Source organism: Actinoplanes sp. NPDC049802 (genome assembly GCF_040656595.1).
GTDB lineage: Bacteria > Actinomycetota > Actinomycetes > Mycobacteriales > Micromonosporaceae > Actinoplanes.
The window spans coordinates 1-21,911 of the sequence record NZ_JBFAMR010000078.1; the positions used below are offsets into that span (position 1 = coordinate 1).

The window sequence follows — 21,911 nt, forward strand, 5'->3', positions numbered from 1 at the left end:
GGTCAGCGCACCGACGGGGCCCCTAACGATGCACGTCCTGCAAGACCAACATCACTCAGTCGCGGGTTCGCATCCTCTGAAATTCGCGACGGTTCGGATTTCAGTACTGGCACTGAGGCGCCCGTGCCGGGTCCCCGACAGCCTTGGGCCATGACGACGACAACCCTCACCAGCATCCGTACCGGCACCTACGCGATCTACCCGGCTCGTTCGGTGTGCCGGTTCACCGTGCCGCACGTCTTCGGTCTGAAGCCGGTGACCGGCACGATGGCCCTCGTCACCGGCACGCTGAGCGTGGCCTCGGACCCGGAGCGGTCGATCGCCTCAGCGGAGTTCGACGCCACCACCTTCACCACCGACGATCCCCGACGGGACCGGGACATCCGCGGCAGGCGCTTCCTCGACACCGCGAACCATCCCGAGATCGGATTCCGCAGCACCGGGGTCCACCGCACTGCGGAGGGATGGCGGCTGACGGGTGTGCTCACGGTCCGTGGCGGCTTCTGCGAAGTGGCCCTGAAGCTGGTGTCCGTCCTTGCGGACTGCGACTGCTATCGCCTGACGGCGTCCTGCGTGGTGGACCGGGTCGCGGCCGGCGTCGCCGCCGGACGGCCGTTGATCGGCCGCCACGTCCGGATCGACCTCGACCTGTACGCCGTGCCGGTGCCGAGCATCCCGTCCGCCACCCACGCCGCCCGAATCGCCGGCACCTGACCGCCGAACGCGACGCGCCTACCCGTGGATTCGCCGCAACTCCCCGGCCGGCCGTGGGTGCTGTCCCGCGTCGTGCGAGGCAGCGCTGGCGGCCGGCCGGGACGGTCAGCGGGACGAGCGGCGGTCGCTGAACCGGGCCGAGAACGCCGCGGCGCCTCCGCCCTGGGTGGCGCGCTGCTGCGGCGTACCGGAGCGGGCTGTCGAAGCGGAGCCACGCCCCTGGCCGGACCCGCGCGACGAGGCCGACCCGCGCTGAGGCTGGCCGGATCCGTGGGAGGCGTTCGGCTCGCGCTGAGCCTGACCCGCCCCACGGGCCTTGCCGTCGCCGCGCGGCTCTCGCGTGGCCTGGCCGGATTCGGGCACCTGGCCCGTTCCCGCGGTCCGGCGCGCGCCCCTCCGCCGTCCGGTGCCCGGCACCCGGCCGTGACCGGAGTTCTCCCGTGCCGGACCGGCCTGCGTGGCGGCGCGGCCGTGGGACGTGCCGGCCGTGGCCTCGGCTGCCGGGATGGTGTCGCCGGAGCGGTTGCGACCGCGACGGGACCGGCCCGCCGTACCCTCCGCCGGAGCCTCCGGGGAGGCCGGCCGGGAAGTGGCCGGGCGGGACCCGCCCGGCGCGGCGGCGGCCGGGGCGACGAACGTGCGCTCGCCCGGCGCCAGTTCGGCGAGCAGGGAGTCCCCGGGCCGTGTCCGGGTGGTGACCGGGCGGATGCCGGCCTTGCGGGCCAGGTCGCGCACGTCGGCCTGCTGTTCGTCGGTCATCAGGGTGATCACCGTGCCGCGGGCGCCGGCCCGGGCGGTACGGCCGGAGCGGTGCAGGTAGGCCTTGTGCTCGACCGGTGGATCGGCGTGGATGACCAGCGCCACGTCGTCGACGTGGATGCCGCGGGCCGCGATGTCGGTGGCCACCAGGGTGCCCGCCGTGCCGTCGGAGAACGCCGACAGGTTGCGGTTGCGCGCGTTCTGCGCCAGGTTGCCGTGCAGCTCGACGGCCGGCACTCCGGCCGCGTTGAGCTGGCGGGCCAGCACCTTGGCACGCCGTTTGGTGCGGGTGAAGACGACCGACCGTCCGGGCGCCGACAGCAGGTCGACGAGCACGCCGAACCGGTCGTCGTCGCGGACGTGCAGCACGTGGTGATCCATCTCGACGGGCGCCTGCGCCGCCGAGTCGACGTGGTGCGTCACCGGCTTGTGCAGGAAGGACCGCACCAGCACGTCGACCCCGTTGTCGAGGGTGGCGGAGAAGAGCAGCCGCTGCCCGCTGGACGGGGTCTGCGACATCAGCCGCCGCACCACCGGCAGGAAGCCGAGGTCGGCCATGTGGTCGGCCTCGTCGAGGACGGTCACTTCGACGGCGTCCAGCGAGGCGTGCCCGCTGCGGATGTGGTCGTCGAGCCGGCCGGGGCAGGCCACCAGCACGTCGACGCCCGCTTTCAGGCCTTTGATCTGTGGGTTGGGCCCGACGCCGCCGAAGACGACGAGGGTGCGCAGCCCGGCCGTGTCGGCGAGCGGGCGGATGGTGGCCTCGATCTGGCTGGCCAGCTCCCGGGTGGGTGCGAGGATCAGCGCCCGTGGGCGGCCGGGCCGGGCCGTGGTCTTGTCGGCGGCCAGGCGGGCCACGACCGGGATGGCGAACGCATAGGTCTTGCCTGACCCGGTGCGTCCTCTCCCCAGCACGTCGCGGCCGGCCAATGAGTCGGGCAGGGTGGCCGCCTGAATGGGGAACGGGGTGCTGATCCCGAGCCGGTCAAGTGCCGTGGTGAGGACGGCGGGCACGCCGAGCTCGGTGAAGGTCTGCATGAAGATGGGTACTCCGGGTGGTCGATTACTGATCATTCTACTCGCGTACCCGCTGCAACCGCCTCGCACCTCAAGGTGAACTCGGCGGCACTCAGCGCACCGCATCTTTCTCCTCAGCGCCGGAGATCCCCACCCGGCCGGTATCTGAGGAGACCCCCTGATGAGTGGTGAAGTGCCTTTCATCGAGCGGCGTGGCGAGGACATCGTCCGGGCGAACATGCCGCTCGTCGGGCACCTGGTGAGGGAGATGCTGGCACGTGTGCCGTCGCACGTGAACCGGGACGACCTGTTGTCCGCAGGTTACGCGGCGCTGGTCGCGGCGGCCCGTGGCTTCGACCCCGGTCGCGGGGTGCCGTTCTCCCGGTTCGCCGCGGCGCGGGTGCGCGGCGCCCTCCTGGACGAGCTGCGCGGTCTCGACTGGGCCAGCCGCTCGGTACGCCAGCGGGCCCGCCGTGCCGACTCCGCCCGGGAGGAGCTGATGGCCGAGCTGGGCCGTACGCCCACCGTGCAGGAGGTGGCCGAGAAGCTGGGCTGCACCGTCGAGGACATCGAGAGCGGCGAGGGTGACGTGCACCGGGCGACCGTGTTCAGCCTTCAGGGTTTCGCGACCGCGGCCGCCGACGACATCGTCACCGAGCCGGGCGCCGGCCCGGAGGAGATGCTGCTGCGCCGGGAGCGGTTCGGCTACCTGCGGCATGCCGTCGAGGCGCTGCCGGAGCGGCTGCGCACGGTGGTGGAGGGCTACTTCTTCGACGAGCGGCCGATGGCGCAGATCGCCGCCGATCTGGGTGTCAGCGAGTCGCGGGTGTCACAGTTGCGGGCCGAGGCGCTGGTCCTGCTGCGGGACGGGCTGAACACGCACCTCGATCCGGCGATGGCGGCGCAGAACCCGCCTAAGGAGGGCTGTGTGGCCCGGCGCCGTGCCGCCTACTACGACAAGATCGCCAGCCGGGGGACCCTGCAGACCCGGCTCGCGTTGACCGGGCTGGACGGCCTGCCGGTGGCGGCCGCCTAGACGCGCCGGTGACAGGTGCCCGCCGCGGCCCGCGGCGGGCACCTGAACTCAACTGTTGGCGCAGGTGCCGGCCTTCTTCTGGGCGGCGATCGCCTTGTCGGCGCCGAGCTTGTAGAGGGCCAGGCCCTCCTTGGCCGGCTCCAGCCGCCACGCGTCGGCCTCGTAGACCATGGTGTACGACTGGGCCGCCACGAGCTGCTTGGCGATCACGACGGCCTTGTCGGTGCCCTCCATCCGGGCGCTGGTGAGCTGGATCGCCAGGCCTTTACGGGAGCAGGCGGTGTTCAGCTTGACGTAGTCGTCCTTGCTGATCGCCTGCTTGCCGGCCGACGTGTACATCTCCCACGCGCCGGCGAAGTCGCCGCCGCTGAACCGGTCGAAGACGGTCTGCGCGGCGTCCTTCGCGCCCTCCAGGGTCTTCGGTTCGGGCCCGCCGGCGGCCGCCGCGGCGGCGTTGCCGGCCGGGGTCTCGCTCTCCTCGGTGCAGCCGGCGGAGAAGGAGAGGACGGCGGCCGCGGCGAGGGCCAGGGCGCCCAGACGCCGGCCGGTGACGGCCCGGCGTGCTGGTCGTCCCTGCGTTTTCGCGGTCGGAGTGCCCGGACGTCGATGCGGGTGGTGGTTGTCCATGTCCCGGTTAATCCCGTCGGCGGGGCCCGCGTAACGGGGCCCACGGGTCGTTGACGGGTTCCGGACAGTCGCGCCCGCGGCCGTAACCTGCGGCGGCTCAGCTATTCTGGTCGTTTGCCGAAAGCGTTGCGGCAAACAAAAAAGGCAACCATAAAAATGGCTGCCGAACGCCGGAATGATAGCACGAAAAGGGGCGACTTTGTCAAGCTCGAACGCCGACATCGATTCCGAGCAGGCGTACTTGACCACGCTCTACCAGCGACTGGATCAATTGCGTGAGCAGGCCGACAGCCGGTTGCGCGCGATCCTGCTGGAAGCGGGCGGCACCCCACAGGGCCGGGCGCAGCGGGAGGCCACCCGCGGCCACTACGCGGAACAACTGGCACAGTTCAATTCGGTCGAGAACGGACTTTGCTTCGGTCGGCTCGACTTCTCCTCCGACAATCCCCGCTACATCGGCCGGATCGGGCTCTTCGCCGAGGACCGTGAACGGGATCCCCTTCTGGTGGACTGGCGTGCCCCGGCCGCACGCCCCTTCTATCTGGCCACCGCGGTCAGCCCGGACGGGGTGACCCGGCGGCGGCACCTGCGCACCCGGGGCCGGGTGCTCACCGGCATCGACGACGAGACCCTCGACATCGAGGCCGGCGACGGCAGCGGCCGGGAGGACGTGACCGGCGAGGCGGCGCTGCTGTCCGCGCTCACCGCCAACCGGACCGGGCGGATGCGCGACATCGTCGAGACCATCCAGGGCGAGCAGGACGAGGTGATCCGATCCGGACTGCCCGGGGTGCTGGTGGTCCAAGGCGGGCCGGGCACCGGGAAGACCGCGGTGGCACTGCACCGGGCGGCGTACCTGCTTTACACGTACCGGGAACAGCTCACCCGTACCGGTGTGCTGATCCTCGGGCCGAACACCACCTTCCTGCGCTACATCTCCCAGGTGCTGCCGTCGCTGGCGGAGACCGGCGTGCTGCTGGCCACCCTCGGCGACATGTTCCCGGGGGTGCGTGCGCACGCCGTCGAAGCACCGGCCGTCGCCGTGGTCAAAGGTGGCCTGCCGATCCTCGACGCGCTGGAGAACGCGGTCGCCGACCGGCAGACCGTGCCGGACACCTTCGTCGAGGTCGACCACGACGGCTATCCGCTGCGCATCGAACGGGAGGTGCTGCTCGCCGCCCGCACCGCGGCCCGCCGCTCCGGCAAGCCGCACAACGTGGCCCGGCAGATCTTCGTGACCGAAGCCATCCACCAGCTCTCCCGGCAGATCGCCGAGCGGATCGGCGCCGACCCCCTCGGCGGGGAGAACCTGCTCTCCGAGGCCGACCTCGCCGAGACCCGCCGCGAACTGCGCGAGGACGTCGACGTGCAGCAGGCGCTCTTCGACTTCTGGCCGGTGCTCACCCCGCGCCAGGTGCTGCGCGACCTGCTCTCCGACCCGGACCGGCTGGAGTCGGCCGGCCTGCCGCCCCAGCTGCTGCGGGAGCGCGGCCACGGCTGGACCCCGGCCGACGTGCCGCTGCTCGACGAACTGGCCGAACTGCTCGGCGTCGACGACACGCTCATGGTGCGGGAGCGGCAGAAACAGAGAAAAGCCGCGATCGAGTACGCGGAAGGCGTACTGGAGATCGTCGAAGGCTCCCGGTCGCTGGACTTCGAGGACGAGGGCGCCGAGAAGGACGAGATCCTCTCCGCCCTCGACGTGGTCGACGCCAGCGCCTTCGTCGAGCGGCACGAGGTGATCGACACGCGTACCGCAGCGGAACGGGCGGCCGCCGACCGTACCTGGGTCTTCGGGCACGTGATCGTCGACGAGGCGCAGGAGCTGTCGCCGATGGCCTGGCGGCTGCTCATGCGCCGCTGCCCGAGTCGTTCGATGACCGCGGTCGGTGACGTCGCGCAGACGTCCGAGCTGGCCGGCAGCACCTCCTGGGAGCAGGTCTTCGAGCCGTACGTGGCGCAGCGCTGGCGGATCGTCGAACTGAGCGTCAACTACCGGACCCCGTCCGAAGTGATGGCGGTCGCGGCCGACGTGCTGGCCGCCGTCGATCCCGCGCTGCGGCCGCCGCGGTCGGTCCGCTCGGCCGGCGTGACGCCGTGGGCACGCCGGGTGCCGCCCGCCACCCTCACCGAGGAGCTCATTTCAGCGGTACGGAAGGAGGCCGCCCTGATCGAGGAAGGCCGCCTCGGTGTGCTGGTGCCGGAGCGCCTGGAACCGTTGCTGGGCGCCGATCTGGTGGCCGCCGTCCCCGGTGCGGCGGTGGGGGAGCAGCCCGACTTGCTCAACCACGTCGTCCTGATGACGGTCCGCCAGGCAAAGGGCCTCGAGTTCGACTCGGTGCTGGTGGTGGCCCCCGACGAGATCATCACGGAGAGCCCGCGGGGCCTGTCCGACCTGTACGTGGCGGTCACCCGAGCCACCCGCCGCCTAGGCGTCCTGCACACCACCGACCTGCCGAAGGTCCTCTCCTCCCTCGCCTGACCGTCGTCAGCCCGCCGCCAGCGCCACCTCACGCCTTGCGCAGCCCTCACGGCCGGCCGGAGCATCCTTCCGGCTGGCCGTGGAGGCTGTTTCGTGGGTGCTGAGGCAGCCCTGGCGGCCGGCTGGGCGGATCTTTCCGGCTGGCGCTCACGGTGTTTCGAGAGCCGTGACACGGCGCTGACCCTGCCGGCCACATCGCCCCGCCGGGCGGGCGCGCACAGCGCACCGACTGTGCGTCCCGACCCCCGCTATGGCACTCGCGAGCGGCCACGCGGAGCCCTACGTGCGTGCCGTCCGGCGTATCCGGGCCCCGGGAGCGTGCGAGAGAAGCAAACGGCCGGCAGGTCAAGGCCCACTACCAGCCGCTATCGGTGTGGCCCGGTCACACCGCACGGCTGCCGGGCAGCGGACATCGGCCCTGGATCGAGGATTCCAGGGCCCGCGACGGCGACCCAAGACGGGTGAAGACCCCGTCCGCCGCGGCGTTTCCGTAAATAGACGACCGTCCTTGAGCAATGCGCCCACCCTGAACAGGACCGGCGAGAAGGGAACCAGCCCTCCATCCGAGAAGACAGGACACGGATCACGGCTACATACGGCCCGAAAACATGACACCCACAACGGGTGTCATCACACCCACGACGGGTGTCACGTTTTCCAAAGACACATCACCGGGGACCACCGGCCCCCGCCCGCGGGCATTTCCCGACCGAGCAGGCCGCGTTGAAGTGTTTGTACCTGGTGACACGCAGCCTGGACCTGACCGGGACCGGGCGGACACGATGGACGATGCGATGGAAGCCCGTCATCGATGCTTTCGCCATCCCCTTCGGTGACCGCTGGCCGGCCGCCGACAACACCGCTCGTGGGATGCACCCGGCCATGGGACGAGGTCCACATCTGAGGAGGATCGGCGAGAAGGACCCACAAGCGCACCCTGCCCTACTTAGCCGGCAGGGCCCGCGCGGGGGACAGCCGGACCCGGTGGCCCGTGCGGCGTCAAGCCGCCCGGGCCGGGTCGTGCGGCGTCAAGCCGCCCGACCAGGTTTGAAGCCGCGGCCGATCGCGGTGTGGCCGTTGGCGTTGGTCATCGCGAGACGGCTGCGCATCGTGGTGTTGCTGGCGATGTTGGCGTAGTAGGTGGCACGGCGGCGGGCCGTGATGCTCTCCGGGTTGTCCGGGACCGGGGCCAGCTCCGGGTTGAGGTGCGTGTTCAGACCGTCGCGCAGCAGCGAGAGGGCCTCGGCACGCAGCTGCGAGACTCGGGACTCGGTGACGCCCAGGTCCGCGGCGATCTCCGCCATCGGGCGTTCCTGGAGGAAGTACTCGGTGACGACGGTCTGGAGCCGCTCCGGCAGCGAGCCGATGGCGTGGTGCAGGTAGCCGATCTGCTCCCGGCGCAGCAGCATCTCCTCCGGGCCCGGCGTCGGCTCGGTGACCAGATCGTCGGCGCTGCTCGTGGTGAAGCCCTGAAGCGACAGCACGGTGGCGCGCTGTACGTCGGTGTCGGTCTGGTGCAGGTCGGTCGTGGTGGTGCCGAGCGCCTGAGCCAGCTCGTCCGGCGTGGGCGTACGGCCCAGCGTGGTGGTCAGCTGCTGACGGGTGACATCGGTGTTGCGGGCCTTGGATCGCACCGAGCGGGTCGCCCAGTCCAGCGCGCGCAGCTCGTCGAGGAGCGCGCCGCGGATGCGGGTTCCGGCGAAGCGGTGGAACGGGACGCCGCGGGCCGGGTCCCAGCCGCGGGCCGCGGTGACCAGGGCGTGCAGACCGGCGCTGGTCAGGTCGTCACGGTGGATGTGGTTGGGGATCCGGGAGAGCATGTCCCGCACCAGGTGGCCGACGAGCGGCATGTGGGTGCGGATCAGCTCCTCCTGCTCGCCGGCGGAGAGCACGGGCGAGGCGGTGTCGGCGATCATGTCGGCAGCGGTCGTCACGGTGCTGGTCATTCGTTTCCCCCGGTTTGTTCGTCGGCGCCCCTTGGCTGGTGGGGCACCGGCTGACGAGAGAAACTTTCGATTGCGCTGGGTGCGCGGACCGGTCACAGGGAGTTGCCCACCGGTTGCATCCGACGGTCCCGTCGGTGACGGCCCTTCGATCGGCGGGCCGGGGTTCCGGTTGAGGGTTCTCGGCTGGTGCGGCAAGGTGTGCCGCATGGATTTGAGCGACACCGGTGGGGCCATCGCCCTCATCTCCGGGCTGATGATTCTGACCGGGGTGGTCGGAGTGCTGGTGCCGGTACTCCCCGGCCTGCTGCTGAGTTGGGCCGGGGTGATGCTCTGGGCGGTCCTCGGCGATGGCAGCGGCAGTGCCCGGCTGCTGGTGGCGGTGCTCGCGTCGGTGCTCGCCGGCCTCGGCATGGTGATCAAGTTCCTGTGGCCGGGAAAGAAGCTGAAGAACAGCGGAGTACCCACCTCGGCGCTGCTGGCCGGTGGAGTGCTCGGGCTGATCGGTTTCTTCGTGGTGCCGTTCGTGGGCCTGATCCTCGGCTTCGTACTGGGGATCTGGCTCGTCGAGCTGCAGCGGCTGGGCATCGAGCGCGCCTGGCCGTCGACCCGCTCGGCGCTCGCGGCGGTCGGCCTTTCGCTGCTGGTCGAGTTCGCGGCGGCGCTGGCGATCGCGGTGCTCTGGCTTTTCGGCCTGGCCTTCGCCTGAACGGGTTCTTTCGCAGTCCGTAAGGCGGGAACCCCGGCCCTTCAGGACTTTGCTGGGCAACTCACAATCCGGACGCGGATTTCATGTCCGCCGAGGCCTTGGCCTCGGTCGAGCATCGACGTTCATGCGCGCAGCCACGGCGGTTTGGTCGTTTCCCAGCAGAGTCGTTCACGGCCGGGAGGAACGCCGTCACCCACCTGGACGTTTCTGGTTGTCGATGTACTCACGGACTACCGCGAGGGGTGCGCCGCCGCATGATTCGGCGAAGTACGACGGTGACCACAGGTGACCGCCCCACAGGTACCGGTGCAGGTGCGCGCCGTGTTCCTGCCGTAGCCTGCGGGCCGAGACGCCTTTGAGGCTGTTGACCAGCCGGGACAGGGCGACCTGCGGCGAGTAGTGCACGAGCACGTGGACGTGGTCGTCTTCGCCGTTGAACTCGCGCAGTTCCGCACCGGAGTCGGCGCACACCGCCCGCATGATCTCTTCGCAGCGGGTGAGGATCGGGTCGGTGAGCGCGCCCCGCCGGTACTTGGTGGTGAAGACCAAGTGAGCGTGCAGGCTGTGGACGACGCTCCGGCCGCGCCTGACATCGGGATCGGGTGCCCATCTCGGTGACACAGAACATCGCTACAGTGGTCGATGTGAAGCTGGTCGTGCAGGTGAAGCTCCTGCCGACGCCCGAGCAGGCGTCGGCCTTGGAGGCCACGCTGCGTGCCTGCAACACGGCCGCCTCCGAGGTCGCCGCACTGGCCCGCAAGATCGGCTGCTACCGCAACTACCAAATGCGGCGGCACACCTACGACGAGATCAAGGCCGACTACGGGCTCGGGGCGCAGGCCGCCCAGCACGTGATCAAGAAGGTCTGCGACGCCTACAAGACCCTCAAGACGAACCTGCGTAACGGCCGGTACGGCAAGCCCGGCAGCAAGCGCCGCCGCACGGTCGAGACCAACCCGATCGCCTTCCGCTGGGACGCCGCCCAGCCGTACGACGCCCGGATGCTGTCCTGGCAGCACGACGCCCGAACCGTGTCCATCTGGACCACCGCAGGCCGGATCAAGAACGTCGCGTTCACCGGCTCCCCCGACCAGCTCAAGGCCGTGGCCACCTTGCCGGTCGGTGAGTCCGACGTGGTACACCGCGACGGCATGTGGTTGCTGTACGCATGCGTCGAAGTCGCCGAACCCGAACTGATCGACCCGGCCGGGTTCCTCGGCGTGGACATGGGCATCGCCAACATCGCCTACGACTCCGACGGCAACCGGCACGCTGGAACCAAACTCAACGGCTACCGCCGCCGTCAGCAACGGTTGCGGCAGCGGTTGCAGGCCAAGGGCACCCAGTCCGCGAAACGGCTGCTGGCCCGCCGCCGCAAGAAGGAAGCGCGGCACGCCGCGAACATCAACCACGTCATCGCCAAGACCATCGTGACCGAGGCTGCACGCACCGGACGCGGAATCGCCGTCGAGAAACTAACGGGCATCCGCGACCGGGTCCGGCTGAGAAAGCCCCAACGGGTCACGCTCTCCTCGTGGTCGTTCCATCAGCTCGGCGATTACCTCAAGTACAAGGCCCGCCGGGCCGGTGTACCGGTGGTCGAAGTCGACCCCCGGTACACCTCCCAAACCTGCAACCGGTGCGGACACCGCGACAAGCGGAGCCGCATCGACCAGGAAACCTTCACCTGTAGATCGTGCGGGGTCGTTGCCCACGCCGATCACAATGCGGCCCTCAACATCGCCCAGCGCGGTGCCGAGGACTGGGCGGCAGTCAATCCGCCACACGTGGCCTGACCTCGCCGCCAGCGAGGAAGAGACCCACAAGCCCGCCCATTCATTCATGGGCGGGTAGTTGACGATCGGGTGAGTCGCCGCCGCCGGCGTACGGTCAGCAGAAGCAGCAGCGGTGTCACGGTGAGCAGCGCCGCCACCGACGCGGCCGCCGCCACGGTCAGTCCGGCCGGCGCCGACGGCCGTTGGTTGCTGGCGCTCCCACCGGCGACCGTGGTCTGTTCGGTCTTGGCCGCGGTGGAGGCGGCCGCGGCCGCGACCTCCTCGGGTGTGACCAGCTTGCCCACCGATGATCCGGCCGGCAGGGAGAACCCCCAGTCGAGCAGCTTGGCGCCCTGTTCCCAGCCGCGGATCGGTCGGGCCTCGGCACCGAGCAGGGTGGCCACCAGGGTGCGGCCGTCGCGGGTGGCCGCACCGACGTAGCTGTGCCGGGCCAGCGTGGTGAACCCGGTCTTCCCGCCGAGCGCGCCCGGGTAGTTGTAGATCAGCTTGTTCTCGTTCTGGAACTGGAAGCCGCCCACCTTGGGCTTCTTCTGCGCCGGCATCCGTGCCGTCCGGGTCAGCGCGTATTTCCGGAAGTCCTGACTCGCGAAACACACCCGGGCGATGAGGGCCAGATCGTACGCGCTGGTGAACTGCCCTTTGCCGTCCAGCCCGGAGGGCGTGACCGCGTGCGTCTGGCGGGCGCCGAGCGTGGCGGCCTTGGCGTTCATGGCGGTGACCGTCGTGGCGAGGCCGTCCTTGCCGCCGCCGCCGGCCAGCCGGGCGAGGGCGTTGGCCGCGTCGTTGCCCGAGTTGAGCAGCAGCCCGAGCCAGAGGGTCGCGATCGTGTACTGCCCGCCGACGACCAGACCGACCGCCGAGCTGCCGGGCTCGATGTCCAGGTCGCCGTGGGTCACGGTGATCCGCTGAGCCGGGTCGAGCTGATCGATCGCGGTCGCGGCGAGCAGCATCTTCTGCACGCTGGCCGGGGTCTGGTACACGTGCGGGCCGCAGGCGCCGAGCACCTCGCCGGTGTCCAGGTCGGCCACCAGCCAGGTGGTCGCGGTCAGTGACGGCGGCTTCGGGCTGTTCTCCGGCACGACGAGGCCGTGCGTGGCGAGGGCGTCGCCGCCGACTCGCATGTCCTCGGCCACCTCGGCCGGCGGGGTGGGCCGGGGTGGGGCGCTCGGCTTGGCGACCTTCGGCTTGGGGCAGGGGATCTCGGCCCGCGCCGAGGCGGCGGCCTCCCGCGCCGAGGCGGCGGTGGGAATCCGCGCCGAGGCGGCGGTGGGAATCCGGGCCGAGGCGGCGGCGGGAACGGGTGTGAGTAGCAGCAGCACAGCGGCGCACGCCGCGACGAGCGGTTTCACGGCCAGACGTCCCCGGCCGTCAACCGACGGTCGAGGAGGGTCGCGAGGGGAATGGACTCGCCGTCCCGTCCGCCCGCGCCGACGATCAGCCGCGGCATGCTGGGCGACAGTTCGGCGCCAGCGAACCGGGCCCGCAGCGACGGCGTCACAGTGAGCACGTAATACTCCCCGTCGTCGCCGACGGCCACCGAACGATCCGATTTCAGGTACCACCCGCGGATGCGGGTCCGGTACGTGGACCGGCCGTCGAGACTGCGTGCGGCCAGCGTGTGCGGGGCCAGCCCGGCGTCGGCGGCACGGCGCACGAAGTCGTCGAGCAGCGCGGTGGCCTGCCGTGCCTCCGCGGTCCGGTCCGCTTCGAGGGCGGCGGCGCGGATCGCAACGGCCCGGCGCTGCTGCTCCCGCCAGGCGGCCTGCTCGTCCTGCATGGCGCAGACCCTAACGTGGGACGCCGGGCTCCGGTCAACCGGGCTTTACCGGATTCTGCTCCATTTCCCAGGTTCCATTCCGATAACCGGGCCGAAAGAATTGCCGGATCGCGGTGGGGAGTTGCGCGGCAAGGCACTCGCGCGCCAGACTGAGGCTTATTCGCGACCCACCTTGAGGGTCACTCAGCGTAGGTCGTCGACGGCGGCCTCCACCGTCGCGAATATGCCTCTACTGGGCGCGGTTGATTTATTTTTCTCGGGAGTCGTTATGGCGCGGCAGGTAATCACCACCCTGATCGACGATCTGGACGGCAAGAAGGCGGATCGGACGGTGGAGTTCAGTCTCGACGGCGTCAGCTACACGATCGACCTTTCCGAGGCCAATGCCGGAAAGCTCCGCAAGGCGCTGGACCCGTTCATCTCCGCGGGCACCCGCCTGGGCCGCACCACGTCGGGGCGTATCCCGTCGCGTGGCGCCGCCCCGGCCCGCACCGCCGGTTCCCGTGACGAGAACCGGCTGATCCGTGAGTGGGCGATCCGGAACGGGCGCAAAATCTCCGAGCGGGGCCGCATTCCGCAGGAGGTCAGCAACGCGTACCGGGCGGCGCACGGGCGCTGATTCCGGACGGTTCCCACCGTGTCGGCGGCAGGACGCCGGCACGGTGGGTGACTGTGTCCTGGCCGTCGGCAACGCGGCTGATCTCGGTGCGTGGAGCCGGCGATAACAGGCGGTAAACGGACCGCCCGCCGGCGATCGTGATAAATCCCACTCGATCTTCGGCGAAACGCAATCTGTCCGAATGGGGCGGCGTTTTACCGATCAGTGAGACGGGGCAGCTCGGCGGCCACCGCCTCCAGCACCTTCTCGTCGCCCGCGTACCAGCTGGACTCCCGGGGCCAATGCGTGATCACGTCGGTGAATCCCAGCTCCCCGGCCCGGCCGGCCGCGTCGGTGAAGGCGTCCACGCTGCTCATCGAGTAGACCGGGGACGAGTCCAGGTTCAGGTAACGGTCCACCGAGTCCAGCGGACGGCCGGCGGCCTCCAGGGTCGCGTGGAAACGGTCCCGGATCTCGGTCACCGCACGCCACCATTCCTCGGCGCTGTCCACCTGCGGGCCGGTCGTGACCCAGCCGTCGCCGTGACGGGCGGCGAGACGCAGGGCCCGCGGGCCGTTGGCGGCGACCACGAACGGCGGCCGCGGCTGCTGCACCGGGCCCGGATGGTTGCGCGCACCGACCGCCGAATACCAGGAACCGGACCAGGTGGTCGACGGCTGTCGCAGGATGCCGTCGAGGAGTTCCAGGAATTCGGTGAAACGGTCCACCCGGGCGCGCGGGGTGAGTTCCGGAGCGCCGAGCACCGCCGAGTCGAAGCCGGTGCCGCCGGCGCCCAGACCCAGGACGAGCCGTCCCCCGGAGATGTCGTCCAGGGCGGTGACCTCCCGGGCGAAGTGCACCGGGTGGCGGAAGTTCGGCGAGGCGACATAGGTCCCGAGACGGATCCGGGAGGTGACCGTCGCGGCCGCGGTCAGGGTCGGCACGGCGTCGAACCACGGGCCGTCGGCCAGGTCCCGCCAGCCGAGGTGGTCGTACGTCCACGCGTGGTCGAAGCCGAACTCCTCGGCGAGCCGCCAGCGCCGGCTCGCGTCGGCCCAGCGCCGGTCGGGAAGGATGACGATGCCGATTCGCATGGCCGAAGCCTAAAACCTAGGCGGTCTGCCGGGTGGCTCCCGGTCGCTCCTCCGGGCGGGACGTCTCGGCGGCCGCCGTCTCGAACGCCCGGAGGGCGCTCAGCAGGTCCTCCCGGGCGGCCGCGGGCATCCGTTGCAGCACCTCGGCCAGTGCGGCCTGCCGGCGCTCTCGCAGGTCGGTCAGCAGACGCCGGGCCGCGGAGGTGAGCAGCAGCCGCACCTCGCGACGGTCCCGCGGGTCGGCGACCCGGCGCAGCAGGCCGGTGGCCTCCAGCCGGTCGCAGAGGCGGCTCGCGGAGGACGGCACCACATCGAGGGCCTCGGCGAGCCGGCTCATGTTGGTGTGCCGGTTGTCGGCGATGATGGTGAGGACCCGCAGTTGGGCGGGCGGGACGGTGGGCTGCTGGGCCAGCCGGGCTCGTTCGAGGACGGCGACCAGCGACTCCGCCGACGACTCGACAGCCGCGGCGACCTCGGTGGCGTGATCCATTCCGTTTCCCCGTCATCGCCGGTCGCGGACCCGTGAACCTACACGTATTCCCGCCGGGGGAGCGTTCAAACCCTCGAAGCCGAGAAAGTATCAGCGTCGCCAATCCAGGCAGACGGTCACGGCGTCGTCCTCCGGCTCGGCACCGGCGTGATAGTCGCGCAGGCCCCTCATCACCGTACCCACCGCCTCGGTGGCGGGCTGCAACCGTGTCCGGCGAATCGTGCTGAACAGGGCCGACTCGCCGTAGTGGGGGAGCCCGCCGGGCGCGGCGGCGTGCACGCCGTCGCTGATCACGAGCATCCGGTCGCCCGGCTCCAGCCGGAAACGCTGGATCTCGTAGTGCGCCTCGGCGAACATGCCGAGCGGCAGTTGCTCCTCGAGCGGGACCTTCTCGGTCTCACCGTTGCGGGCGATCAGGCAGTGCGGCGAGCCGGCGTCGACCGCGGCCACCCCGCCGCCGACCAGGTCGATCTCCAGGAGCAGGGTGGCGGCGTGCAGGGCGCCGCCGTACCGGGAGTGCACCGCGTCGGAGGCCAGCTCGGCCTGCTCGATGATGTCGGCGCCGCACCGGCGGGCGTTGCGCATGGCGTTGACCGCCAGCGAGGTGAGCAGGGCGGCTTCCATCCCGTCGCCGCAGCCGTTGAGGACCGTGACGGTCAGCTTGTCGCCCTCGACGGCCCAGTCGAAGTGGTCGCCGCGGACGTCGTACGCCGGTTCCAGTTGCCCCGCGATGAGGAACCGGTCGTCGCCGAGCGACCGTCCGGGCAGCAGGTCCCACTGGAGTTCGGCGGCCATGGTGAGCCGGGCCCGCCGCTGGGCCCGCCGGTAGCGGTCGGTGGTGGTGGCGACGGCGCGCAACGCGGTGGCGAGGTCGTCGGCGTCGGCGTCGAGCCGTTCGCGGAGGTCGTCGTCGAGGTGGTCGGGCAGGTCGACGCGGAGCACCCCGAGGCGTTCACCCCAGCAGCTCAGCGGCAGGTACAGGCGGACCGGTCCGCCGTTGACCCGTTCGGCGCCGGGGCGCTGGCTGCCGAAGCAGCGGAAGGCCGCGGCGTCGGGCCGGTCCTCCTGGCCGAGCAGCGGGTGCAGCCGGGTGAAGGTGAGGTCGGGGAGCAGCACCTCGACGGTGTCGGCGGCGAAATGGCGGCGCAGGTGCTCGGCGGCCACCTCGGGCAGCCGGTCGGGCGGAGCGGCTCGCAGCACCGATCCGAGGGGCGCCGGTTGATCGGACATGCCGGACTCCTCTCCACGTCACGTCGGCCGGGCACAACGACAGGTATTTGTTATACGGCAAGCAATTCGCGCCGGAGCCACCCCTCCTCAGGTGGTCCGGCGCGACCTCGTTGCTCAGGCGAAGGACTTCTCGAAATGGATCAGGCTTCCGGTACGCGGGCTCGACTGCATGCGAACGTTCTCGCCCAGCGCCCGGATCAGGAACAAGCCACGGCCCCGCTCGCTCATGGGTGAGACAGCGGTGTCCGCCACGGGATCGAAACCGGTGCCGTCGTCGACGACATCGATGGAGCACCGATCCTGACCCACGTCGAGGCGCACCTCGAAACTCTCCGCCCCGGAGGCGTGCTTCACCACGTTGGCGCACGCCTCGGTGAGGGCGATCTCCAGATCCGTGCCGGCCTGGCGATCCACTCGCAGGATCGTCAGGGCGCAACGCAACAGCCTGCGTACGGCCGGAACACTGTCCACCTCGCGGGGCAGATTGAGCCGGACCGACATTCGCATGGCGTCCCTGTGCCCGATCCGCCGTCCGGTTAACCACGGCCGGACGGTGATCACCGCGCGGAAACGTGTTATCCATGGACCCCGCGCCCGTCTCCCTCACCGGTGCGACCGTGCCAGGAGGGCAGGAACTGACATGACACGACAACCCGGCATCGCGATCGTGGCGGCCGCGCGCGCGGGCGATCCGGCCGCGGTCGACCGTCTGGTCTCCGGTTATCTGCCGCTGGTCTACACCATCGTGGGCCGGGCCCTGGAGGGGCACGCCGACGTCGACGACGTGGTGCAGGAGGTCATGATCCGGGTGCTGCGCAATCTCGGCGAGCTGCGCGACCCGGCGGCGTTCCGCTCGTGGCTGGTCGCGATCACCGTGCGCCAGGTGCGGGAACGTTTCCGGGGCCGGCCGCCGGCCGTCGAGCTCGATCCGGAGCTGCGCGACCCGGGCGCCGACTTCACCGACCTGGCGATCACCCGGCTCGAACTGTCCGGCCAGCGCCGGGAGACCGCCGAGGCCACCCGCTGGCTGGACGAGGAGAACCGGGAGCTGCTCTCGCTGTGGTGGCTGGAGGCCTCCGGCGAACTCACCCGCGACGAGATCGTCGACGCCACCGGTCTGGGCCGCCAGCACGCCGCGGTCCGGATCCAGCGGATGAAGGGCCAGCTGGAGACCGCCCGCGCGGTGGTCCGGGCGCTGCACCCACCCCGCTGCCCGGAGCTGTCCGCCACGCTCACCGGCTGGGACGGGCGTCCGAACGCGCTCTGGCGCAAGCGCATCGCCCGGCACACCCGCGACTGCCGTCAGTGCGCGCCCGCCTGGCAGAACCTGGTCGAGGCCGAGCGGCTCCTGGCGGGCATGGCGCTGGTGCCGCTGCCGGCCGGCCTCGGCTCCGCCTTCGGCAAGATCCAGATCAACACCCTTACCGGTACGGGTACGCCCGCCACGAACGCGACGGCGGCGGTGAAGGTCGGCGGCGCCGTGGCCCAGAAAGCGCTGGTGGGGGTGCTCGCCGCCGGACTGGTGACGGGCGGGGGCGCGCTTGCGTACGCGTACCGGGAACCGGCGAAGCCGCCCACCCCCGCGGCGGTCGTCGCCGCGCCCGGGGTCTCCACGACGCCGGCCGCGCCCGCCCCGTCACCGTCGTTCTCCCCGTCGGCCGCGCCCACCACGAAGGCGCCGTCGCCGTCGCGGAAGGTGACCGCCGTGCCCGCCGTGCGATCGGCCAAGAAGGGCGCCGCCGTGTGGCGGTTCGCCGGGTCGAAGGGGGCGCTCAAGGACGTCGGCGCGGGCTGGTACTACGACTGGGGGCCGAACGACGACCAGGTGCCCGGCCCGGCCGGCGTCGAGTTCGTGCCGATGATCTGGGGTGCCGCGAACGTCACCGACGCCACCCTGAGACAGGCGAAGTCCGAGGGCGACGTGCTGCTCGGCTTCAACGAGCCGGATCTGGCCGAGCAGTCCAACATGACCGTCGAGGCCGCGCTGGCCGCCTGGCCCGAACTGGAGGCGACCGGGATGAGACTGGTCAGCCCGGCGGTGGCGTTCGGCGGCGACAAGGCCGGCGGCTGGCTCGACCGGTTCCTGACCGGCGCCGAGGCCAAGGGGTTGCGGGTCGACGCGATCGCCCTGCACTGGTACGGCTCCGACTTCAGCGCCGCGTCGGTGAACCAGTTCCTCGGTTACGTCGACGCCGTCCACAAGCGGTACGGGAAGCCGGTCTGGATCACCGAGTTCGGCCTGATCAACTTCGGCGGCTCGCCGCGCTACCCCAGTGACGCGCAGAAGGTCCGGTTCATCCGGGGCGCCACCGCGGGCCTGGAGAAGCGGCGGTACGTCGAGCGGTACGCCTGGTTCGGTCTGCCGGCCGTCGGTGACAGCGTCGATTTCGGGCTCTACACCGACGGCGACAGCCCCACCGCGGCGGGGAAGGCATACCGCGCCGCCGGATGACCGGCCCCAGAACCCGGCCGGCTCTCAGTGTTCTCTCGCGGTGTGTGGGACAACGCCGAGGGACGGCCGGGCCGGCTCCGAGCGCTGTCCCACAGCCCGTGGGACAGCGCTGAGAGCCGGCCGGACCACGGGGGCCACCGCGGTTAGGCTTCGATGATGATTCGCTTCGGCTACAAGGCGTCGGCGGAGCAGTTCGCGCCGGCTGAGCTGCTCAAGTACGGCATTCTGGCGGAGGAGCTCGGGTTCGACTCGGTCTTCGTCAGCGATCATCTGCAACCGTGGCGGCACGACGGCGGCCACGCTCCGGCGGCTCTGCCCTGGCTGGGGGCGCTCGCGGCGCGTACCGAGCGGGTGCTGATCGGCACCAGCGTGCTCACGCCGACGTTCCGTTACCACCCGGCCGTGGTGGCGCAGGCCTTCGCCACCCTCGGCTGCCTGGCTCCGGGCCGCGCGATCCTCGGCGTCGGTTCCGGCGAGTCGCTCAACGAGGTGCTGCTCGGCACCCGGTGGCCGGACGGCAAGGAGCGGTTCGCCCGGCTCAAGGAGGCGGTCCTGCTCATCCAGAAGCTGTGGGCCGAGGACCGGGTCACCTACGAGGGCCAGTTCTACAAGACGGAGAACGCCACCATCTACGACAAGCCGGAGACCCCGGTGCCGATCTACATCGGCGCCTCCGGGCCGGCCGCCACCCGGCTGGCCGGGCGGATCGCGGACGGGTTCATCACCACCAGCGGCAAGGGCCACGCCCTCTACACCGACACGCTGCTGCCGGCCGTCACCGAAGGCGCCGAGAAGGCCGGTCGCAAGATCGACGACCTGGATCTGCTGATCGAGGTCAAGGTCTCCTTCGACGACGACATCGAGCGGGCCCGCAACGACACCCACTACTGGGGTGCGCTGGCGCTCTCCCCGGAGGAGAAGACCGGCGTCGAGGACCCGGTCGAGATGCAGCGGCTCGCCGACGCCCTGCCGGTCGAGCGGACCGCGACCCGCTGGATCGTCTCGTCCGATCCGGCCGAGCACGCCGCGAAGGTCGCCGAGTACCTGGACATGGGCTTCAAACACCTGGTGTTCCACGCGCCCGGCCCGGACCAGGAGCGGTTCCTGCGGCTCTACTCCGAGCAGATCCTGCCGCAACTGCGCGCCCGGGGCTGAGACCGGGCGGTCCGTCACCCCGAGCGGATCCTGCCGCGACTACGTGCTCGGGGCGGATCGTCACACCGAGCGGAGGTGGCCGCGGCCGCCTCCGGAGCCGCCGCCCTCGCCGTTGATGACGCGCAGGTTGGGGCGACCCTGCGGGCGCAGCCGCCCGGCGGTGTCGGCGCCGCCCTGGTTGTCCCGCCAGCGCCGCCGGGTCGGGACCTCCCCGGCCGGGCGGGCGGGCGGTGGCAGCGGGCCGGGCCCGATCCGGCGGTCGACGGACGTGTCGTTGCGGCGGCGGTCCGGGCCGCGGCGTTCCCCGCGGCGCCGGTCCGGAAAACCGAGGCCGGAGCTGTTCGGATGGTTGAGATGCTCGGCGGCGGCCGGGTTCGGCGCCGGCCAGCGCAGCGGGTCCGTGGTGTGGGGCAGCCGGTCGATGGTGGGGCGCCGGGCGGCGTTCAACTCCGGGCCCACCATGATCGGCGGCGGCGCCGGGCTGGCCGGTCCGCCGGTGAGCACCACGATGCTCTCCGCCGTGGCGGTCCGCGCGGCACGGCGGCGGGCCAGGAACTCCCGGATCACCGCGGACAGCCCGGTGAGCAGCGGTGTCCCCGCGAAGCCGGGCGGGCGGGCGACGGGCACCTCGGTCACGCGCAGACCGGCCGCCCGGGCCCGGATGGTGAGCAGCGGTTCGCCGTCCGGGCCGTCGCCGGTCGCCGGGTCGGTGCCGGCCACCCGGGGCAGGCCCAGCCGGCCGGCCCGGTCGCGCCGGAACGCCCGGAAACCGGAGCCGGGGTCGGACGGGCGGCAGCCGAGCAGGATGCTCATGAACCAGAGCACGATCAGGTCGGCGTACCGGGCCGGGGTGCGGGCGCCTTCCGCGACGTCGGCGCCGGCACGCAGCGCCTCGACCAGGCGGGGCAGCTCGGCCGGGTCGGCCGAACCGTCGCCGGGTAGCGTCACGATCACGTCGCCGGTGGCCGCCGCGACCCCGCAGGCGAGCGCGTTGCCCGGCCCGGACCGGGTCTGGCGGATCGTCCGGGCGGCCCGGGGCAGCCCGGGGACCATGTCCTCGCCGGGCCCGGCCACCACGATCACCTCGTGCACCGGCGGTAGCGCGCCGAGCAGCGGCACGAGCCGCTCCACGGAGACGCCCACAACAACGACGCTTACGGAGGGTGACATCGGGGGATTCGGCATCGGCATGCGGGACGGCTCCCCTGCTCGGCGTCAAGGATGTGCTCGAAGCTACCCGGCGGCAACCCGCCTGCACCCCGGCCTATCGGTTGATGGTGATCATCTGCCCGGGCCGATCCGGCTCCGGTGTCGCGGGATGGTGACCGTGCGTACAGGAGGGGCGGGGTAGGGTGATCGATGTGACAGGGGTTTCGAACGGCATTCAGGCGGTCGTCTTCGACTTGGACGGGGTCATCATCGACACCGAGGGGGTCTGGGAGGAGGTCCGGCGCGGCTACGTGGCCGAGCACGGACGGGAGTTCCTGCCGGACAGTCAGGACCGGATGATGGGTATGAGCACCGGGGAGTGGTCGGCGCACCTGGCCGACGAGGTGGGCGTTCCGCGTACCGCCGCCGAGGTCGCCGTGGACGTCTTGGACCGGATGGCCGCGCGTTACCGGCAAGCCCTGCCGTTGATTCCCGGATCCGTGGAGACGGTCCGGGCGCTCGGCGCCCGCTACCGGCTCGCCCTGGCCAGTTCCTCGGCGCGGATCCTGATCGACCAGGTGCTGGAGACCGCCGGGCTGACCGGGGCCTTCGAGGTGACCCTGTCCACCGAGGAGGTGCCGCGTGGCAAGCCGGCGCCGGACGTCTATCTCACCGCGGTCGGCAAGCTTGGCCTCACCCCGGAGGTCTGCGCCGCCGTGGAGGACTCCAGCAACGGTCTGCGTTCGGCCGTGGCGGCCGGGCTCACCGTGATCGCCGTCCCGCACGGCGTCTATCCGCCGGCTGAGGACGCGCTGGCCGGAGCACGTCTGGTGGTCGGGTCGATCACCGAGGTGACGCCGGAGGCGATTGCCGCCCTGTGACG

Annotated in this window: 20 protein-coding genes and 1 pseudogene; 10 read left to right on the forward strand and 11 right to left on the reverse strand. The window is 71.3% G+C overall.

Features of this window, described 5'->3' with window-relative positions; all coding sequences use genetic code 11:
• Positions 1-150 precede the first annotated feature (150 nt).
• The gene (locus AB0I88_RS34190) at positions 151-714 is read left to right on the forward strand and encodes a YceI family protein (RefSeq protein ID WP_361034380.1); all 564 of its coding nucleotides are present in this window, start codon (positions 151-153) and stop codon (positions 712-714) included.
• Between the two features lie 105 nt (positions 715-819).
• On the opposite strand, the gene AB0I88_RS34195 is transcribed toward AB0I88_RS34190, so the two are convergent.
• A complete protein-coding gene (locus AB0I88_RS34195) occupies positions 820-2,547 on the reverse strand; it encodes a DEAD/DEAH box helicase (protein ID WP_361034383.1) in 1,728 nt (575 codons plus the stop codon).
• Between the two features lie 124 nt (positions 2,548-2,671).
• Here AB0I88_RS34195 and AB0I88_RS34200 point away from each other — a divergent pair, with 124 nt between their 5' ends.
• Entirely contained in the window at positions 2,672-3,526 is an 855-nt protein-coding gene (locus tag AB0I88_RS34200; RefSeq protein WP_361034386.1) for a sigma-70 family RNA polymerase sigma factor, read from the forward strand.
• A 48-nt stretch (positions 3,527-3,574) separates the two neighbouring features.
• On the opposite strand, the gene AB0I88_RS34205 is transcribed toward AB0I88_RS34200, so the two are convergent.
• A complete protein-coding gene (locus AB0I88_RS34205) occupies positions 3,575-4,153 on the reverse strand; it encodes a hypothetical protein (RefSeq protein ID WP_361034389.1) in 579 nt (192 codons plus the stop codon).
• A 175-nt stretch (positions 4,154-4,328) separates the two neighbouring features.
• Between AB0I88_RS34205 and AB0I88_RS34210 the strand changes: the two genes are divergently transcribed.
• Together AB0I88_RS34210 and AB0I88_RS34215 are read left to right on the forward strand one after the other, a co-directional pair.
• Positions 4,329-6,635 carry an ATP-binding domain-containing protein gene (locus tag AB0I88_RS34210; protein WP_361034392.1) on the forward strand — a complete coding sequence of 769 codons (2,307 nt, stop codon included), beginning with the start codon at positions 4,329-4,331 and terminating at the stop codon, positions 6,633-6,635.
• Positions 6,636-7,325: 690 nt separating this feature from the next.
• Positions 7,326-7,493: pseudogene (locus AB0I88_RS34215) on the forward strand (IS256 family transposase); the annotation flags it as partial.
• A 170-nt stretch (positions 7,494-7,663) separates the two neighbouring features.
• Here the strand turns inward: AB0I88_RS34215 and AB0I88_RS34220 are convergent.
• Positions 7,664-8,581 (reverse strand): sigma-70 family RNA polymerase sigma factor, encoded by a 918-nt coding sequence (locus AB0I88_RS34220; RefSeq protein WP_361034395.1) that lies wholly within the window; start codon positions 8,579-8,581, stop codon positions 7,664-7,666.
• A 205-nt stretch (positions 8,582-8,786) separates the two neighbouring features.
• Between AB0I88_RS34220 and AB0I88_RS34225 the strand changes: the two genes are divergently transcribed.
• Positions 8,787-9,287 (forward strand): DUF456 domain-containing protein, encoded by a 501-nt coding sequence (locus AB0I88_RS34225; RefSeq protein WP_361034398.1) that lies wholly within the window; start codon positions 8,787-8,789, stop codon positions 9,285-9,287.
• A gap of 189 nt (positions 9,288-9,476) precedes the next feature.
• Here the strand turns inward: AB0I88_RS34225 and tnpA are convergent, their stop codons facing one another.
• Positions 9,477-9,908: an IS200/IS605 family transposase gene (gene tnpA, locus AB0I88_RS34230; protein ID WP_361034401.1), complete on the reverse strand. Its 432-nt coding sequence runs from the start codon at positions 9,906-9,908 to the stop codon at positions 9,477-9,479.
• 23 nt (positions 9,909-9,931) lie between these two features.
• Here tnpA and AB0I88_RS34235 point away from each other — a divergent pair, with 23 nt between their 5' ends.
• On the forward strand, positions 9,932-11,083 hold the full coding sequence (locus AB0I88_RS34235) for a transposase (RefSeq protein ID WP_361034404.1): 1,152 nt from the start codon (positions 9,932-9,934) through the stop codon (positions 11,081-11,083).
• Positions 11,084-11,127: 44 nt separating this feature from the next.
• On the opposite strand, the gene AB0I88_RS34240 is transcribed toward AB0I88_RS34235, so the two are convergent.
• Both AB0I88_RS34240 and AB0I88_RS34245 read right to left on the reverse strand, forming a co-directional pair.
• A complete protein-coding gene (locus tag AB0I88_RS34240) occupies positions 11,128-12,432 on the reverse strand; it encodes a D-alanyl-D-alanine carboxypeptidase (RefSeq protein ID WP_361034407.1) in 1,305 nt (434 codons plus the stop codon).
• Positions 12,429-12,860: a hypothetical protein gene (locus AB0I88_RS34245; RefSeq protein ID WP_361034410.1), complete on the reverse strand. Its 432-nt coding sequence runs from the start codon at positions 12,858-12,860 to the stop codon at positions 12,429-12,431. The genes AB0I88_RS34240 and AB0I88_RS34245 overlap by 4 nt, the downstream gene beginning before the upstream one ends.
• A gap of 268 nt (positions 12,861-13,128) precedes the next feature.
• Here AB0I88_RS34245 and AB0I88_RS34250 point away from each other — a divergent pair, with 268 nt between their 5' ends.
• The gene (locus AB0I88_RS34250) at positions 13,129-13,479 is read left to right on the forward strand and encodes an Lsr2 family protein (RefSeq protein WP_361034467.1); all 351 of its coding nucleotides are present in this window, start codon (positions 13,129-13,131) and stop codon (positions 13,477-13,479) included.
• 194 nt (positions 13,480-13,673) lie between these two features.
• Here the strand turns inward: AB0I88_RS34250 and AB0I88_RS34255 are convergent, their stop codons facing one another.
• From AB0I88_RS34255 to AB0I88_RS34270, 4 genes are all read right to left on the reverse strand, one after another.
• Positions 13,674-14,552, reverse strand: coding sequence for an LLM class flavin-dependent oxidoreductase (locus AB0I88_RS34255; RefSeq protein WP_361034413.1), 879 nt, complete (start codon positions 14,550-14,552; stop codon positions 13,674-13,676).
• 16 nt (positions 14,553-14,568) lie between these two features.
• The gene (locus AB0I88_RS34260; RefSeq protein WP_361034416.1) at positions 14,569-15,042 is read right to left on the reverse strand and encodes a MarR family transcriptional regulator; all 474 of its coding nucleotides are present in this window, start codon (positions 15,040-15,042) and stop codon (positions 14,569-14,571) included.
• Between the two features lie 90 nt (positions 15,043-15,132).
• Positions 15,133-16,272 (reverse strand): PP2C family protein-serine/threonine phosphatase, encoded by a 1,140-nt coding sequence (locus AB0I88_RS34265; RefSeq protein ID WP_361034419.1) that lies wholly within the window; start codon positions 16,270-16,272, stop codon positions 15,133-15,135.
• 114 nt (positions 16,273-16,386) lie between these two features.
• Complete coding sequence (locus AB0I88_RS34270; RefSeq protein ID WP_361034422.1) at positions 16,387-16,833, reverse strand: ATP-binding protein; 447 nt, start codon at positions 16,831-16,833, stop codon at positions 16,387-16,389.
• Between the two features lie 79 nt (positions 16,834-16,912).
• On the opposite strand from AB0I88_RS34270, the gene AB0I88_RS34275 reads away from it, so the two are divergent.
• Both AB0I88_RS34275 and fgd read left to right on the forward strand, forming a co-directional pair.
• A complete protein-coding gene (locus tag AB0I88_RS34275) occupies positions 16,913-18,724 on the forward strand; it encodes a sigma-70 family RNA polymerase sigma factor (RefSeq protein WP_361034425.1) in 1,812 nt (603 codons plus the stop codon).
• Between the two features lie 156 nt (positions 18,725-18,880).
• Positions 18,881-19,879 (forward strand): glucose-6-phosphate dehydrogenase (coenzyme-F420), encoded by a 999-nt coding sequence (gene fgd / locus AB0I88_RS34280; protein WP_361034428.1) that lies wholly within the window; start codon positions 18,881-18,883, stop codon positions 19,877-19,879.
• Positions 19,880-19,939: 60 nt separating this feature from the next.
• Here the strand turns inward: fgd and AB0I88_RS34285 are convergent, their stop codons facing one another.
• Positions 19,940-21,022: a glycosyltransferase gene (locus AB0I88_RS34285; RefSeq protein WP_361034431.1), complete on the reverse strand. Its 1,083-nt coding sequence runs from the start codon at positions 21,020-21,022 to the stop codon at positions 19,940-19,942.
• A gap of 218 nt (positions 21,023-21,240) precedes the next feature.
• Between AB0I88_RS34285 and AB0I88_RS34290 the strand changes: the two genes are divergently transcribed.
• A complete protein-coding gene (locus AB0I88_RS34290) occupies positions 21,241-21,909 on the forward strand; it encodes an HAD family phosphatase (protein ID WP_361034434.1) in 669 nt (222 codons plus the stop codon).
• Positions 21,910-21,911: the final 2 nt, after the last annotated feature.

Excerpts from the sequence above, each read along its gene's own strand:
- AB0I88_RS34195 (WP_361034383.1), bottom strand. The coding sequence starts at position 2,547 with ATGATCAGTAATCGACCACCCGGAGTACCCATCTTCATGCAGACCTTC.
- AB0I88_RS34190 (WP_361034380.1), top strand. The coding sequence starts at position 151 with ATGACGACGACAACCCTCACCAGCATCCGTACCGGCACCTACGCGATC.
- AB0I88_RS34265 (WP_361034419.1), bottom strand. The coding sequence starts at position 16,272 with ATGTCCGATCAACCGGCGCCCCTCGGATCGGTGCTGCGAGCCGCTCCG.
- AB0I88_RS34255 (WP_361034413.1), bottom strand. The coding sequence starts at position 14,552 with ATGCGAATCGGCATCGTCATCCTTCCCGACCGGCGCTGGGCCGACGCG.
- AB0I88_RS34220 (WP_361034395.1), bottom strand. The coding sequence starts at position 8,581 with ATGACCAGCACCGTGACGACCGCTGCCGACATGATCGCCGACACCGCC.
- AB0I88_RS34210 (WP_361034392.1), top strand. The coding sequence starts at position 4,329 with ATGATAGCACGAAAAGGGGCGACTTTGTCAAGCTCGAACGCCGACATC.
- AB0I88_RS34245 (WP_361034410.1), bottom strand. The coding sequence starts at position 12,860 with ATGCAGGACGAGCAGGCCGCCTGGCGGGAGCAGCAGCGCCGGGCCGTT.
- fgd (WP_361034428.1), top strand. The coding sequence starts at position 18,881 with ATGATTCGCTTCGGCTACAAGGCGTCGGCGGAGCAGTTCGCGCCGGCT.
- AB0I88_RS34205 (WP_361034389.1), bottom strand. The coding sequence starts at position 4,153 with ATGGACAACCACCACCCGCATCGACGTCCGGGCACTCCGACCGCGAAA.
- AB0I88_RS34225 (WP_361034398.1), top strand. The coding sequence starts at position 8,787 with ATGGATTTGAGCGACACCGGTGGGGCCATCGCCCTCATCTCCGGGCTG.
- AB0I88_RS34260 (WP_361034416.1), bottom strand. The coding sequence starts at position 15,042 with ATGGATCACGCCACCGAGGTCGCCGCGGCTGTCGAGTCGTCGGCGGAG.
- AB0I88_RS34250 (WP_361034467.1), top strand. The coding sequence starts at position 13,129 with ATGGCGCGGCAGGTAATCACCACCCTGATCGACGATCTGGACGGCAAG.
- AB0I88_RS34275 (WP_361034425.1), top strand. The coding sequence starts at position 16,913 with ATGACACGACAACCCGGCATCGCGATCGTGGCGGCCGCGCGCGCGGGC.
- AB0I88_RS34200 (WP_361034386.1), top strand. The coding sequence starts at position 2,672 with ATGAGTGGTGAAGTGCCTTTCATCGAGCGGCGTGGCGAGGACATCGTC.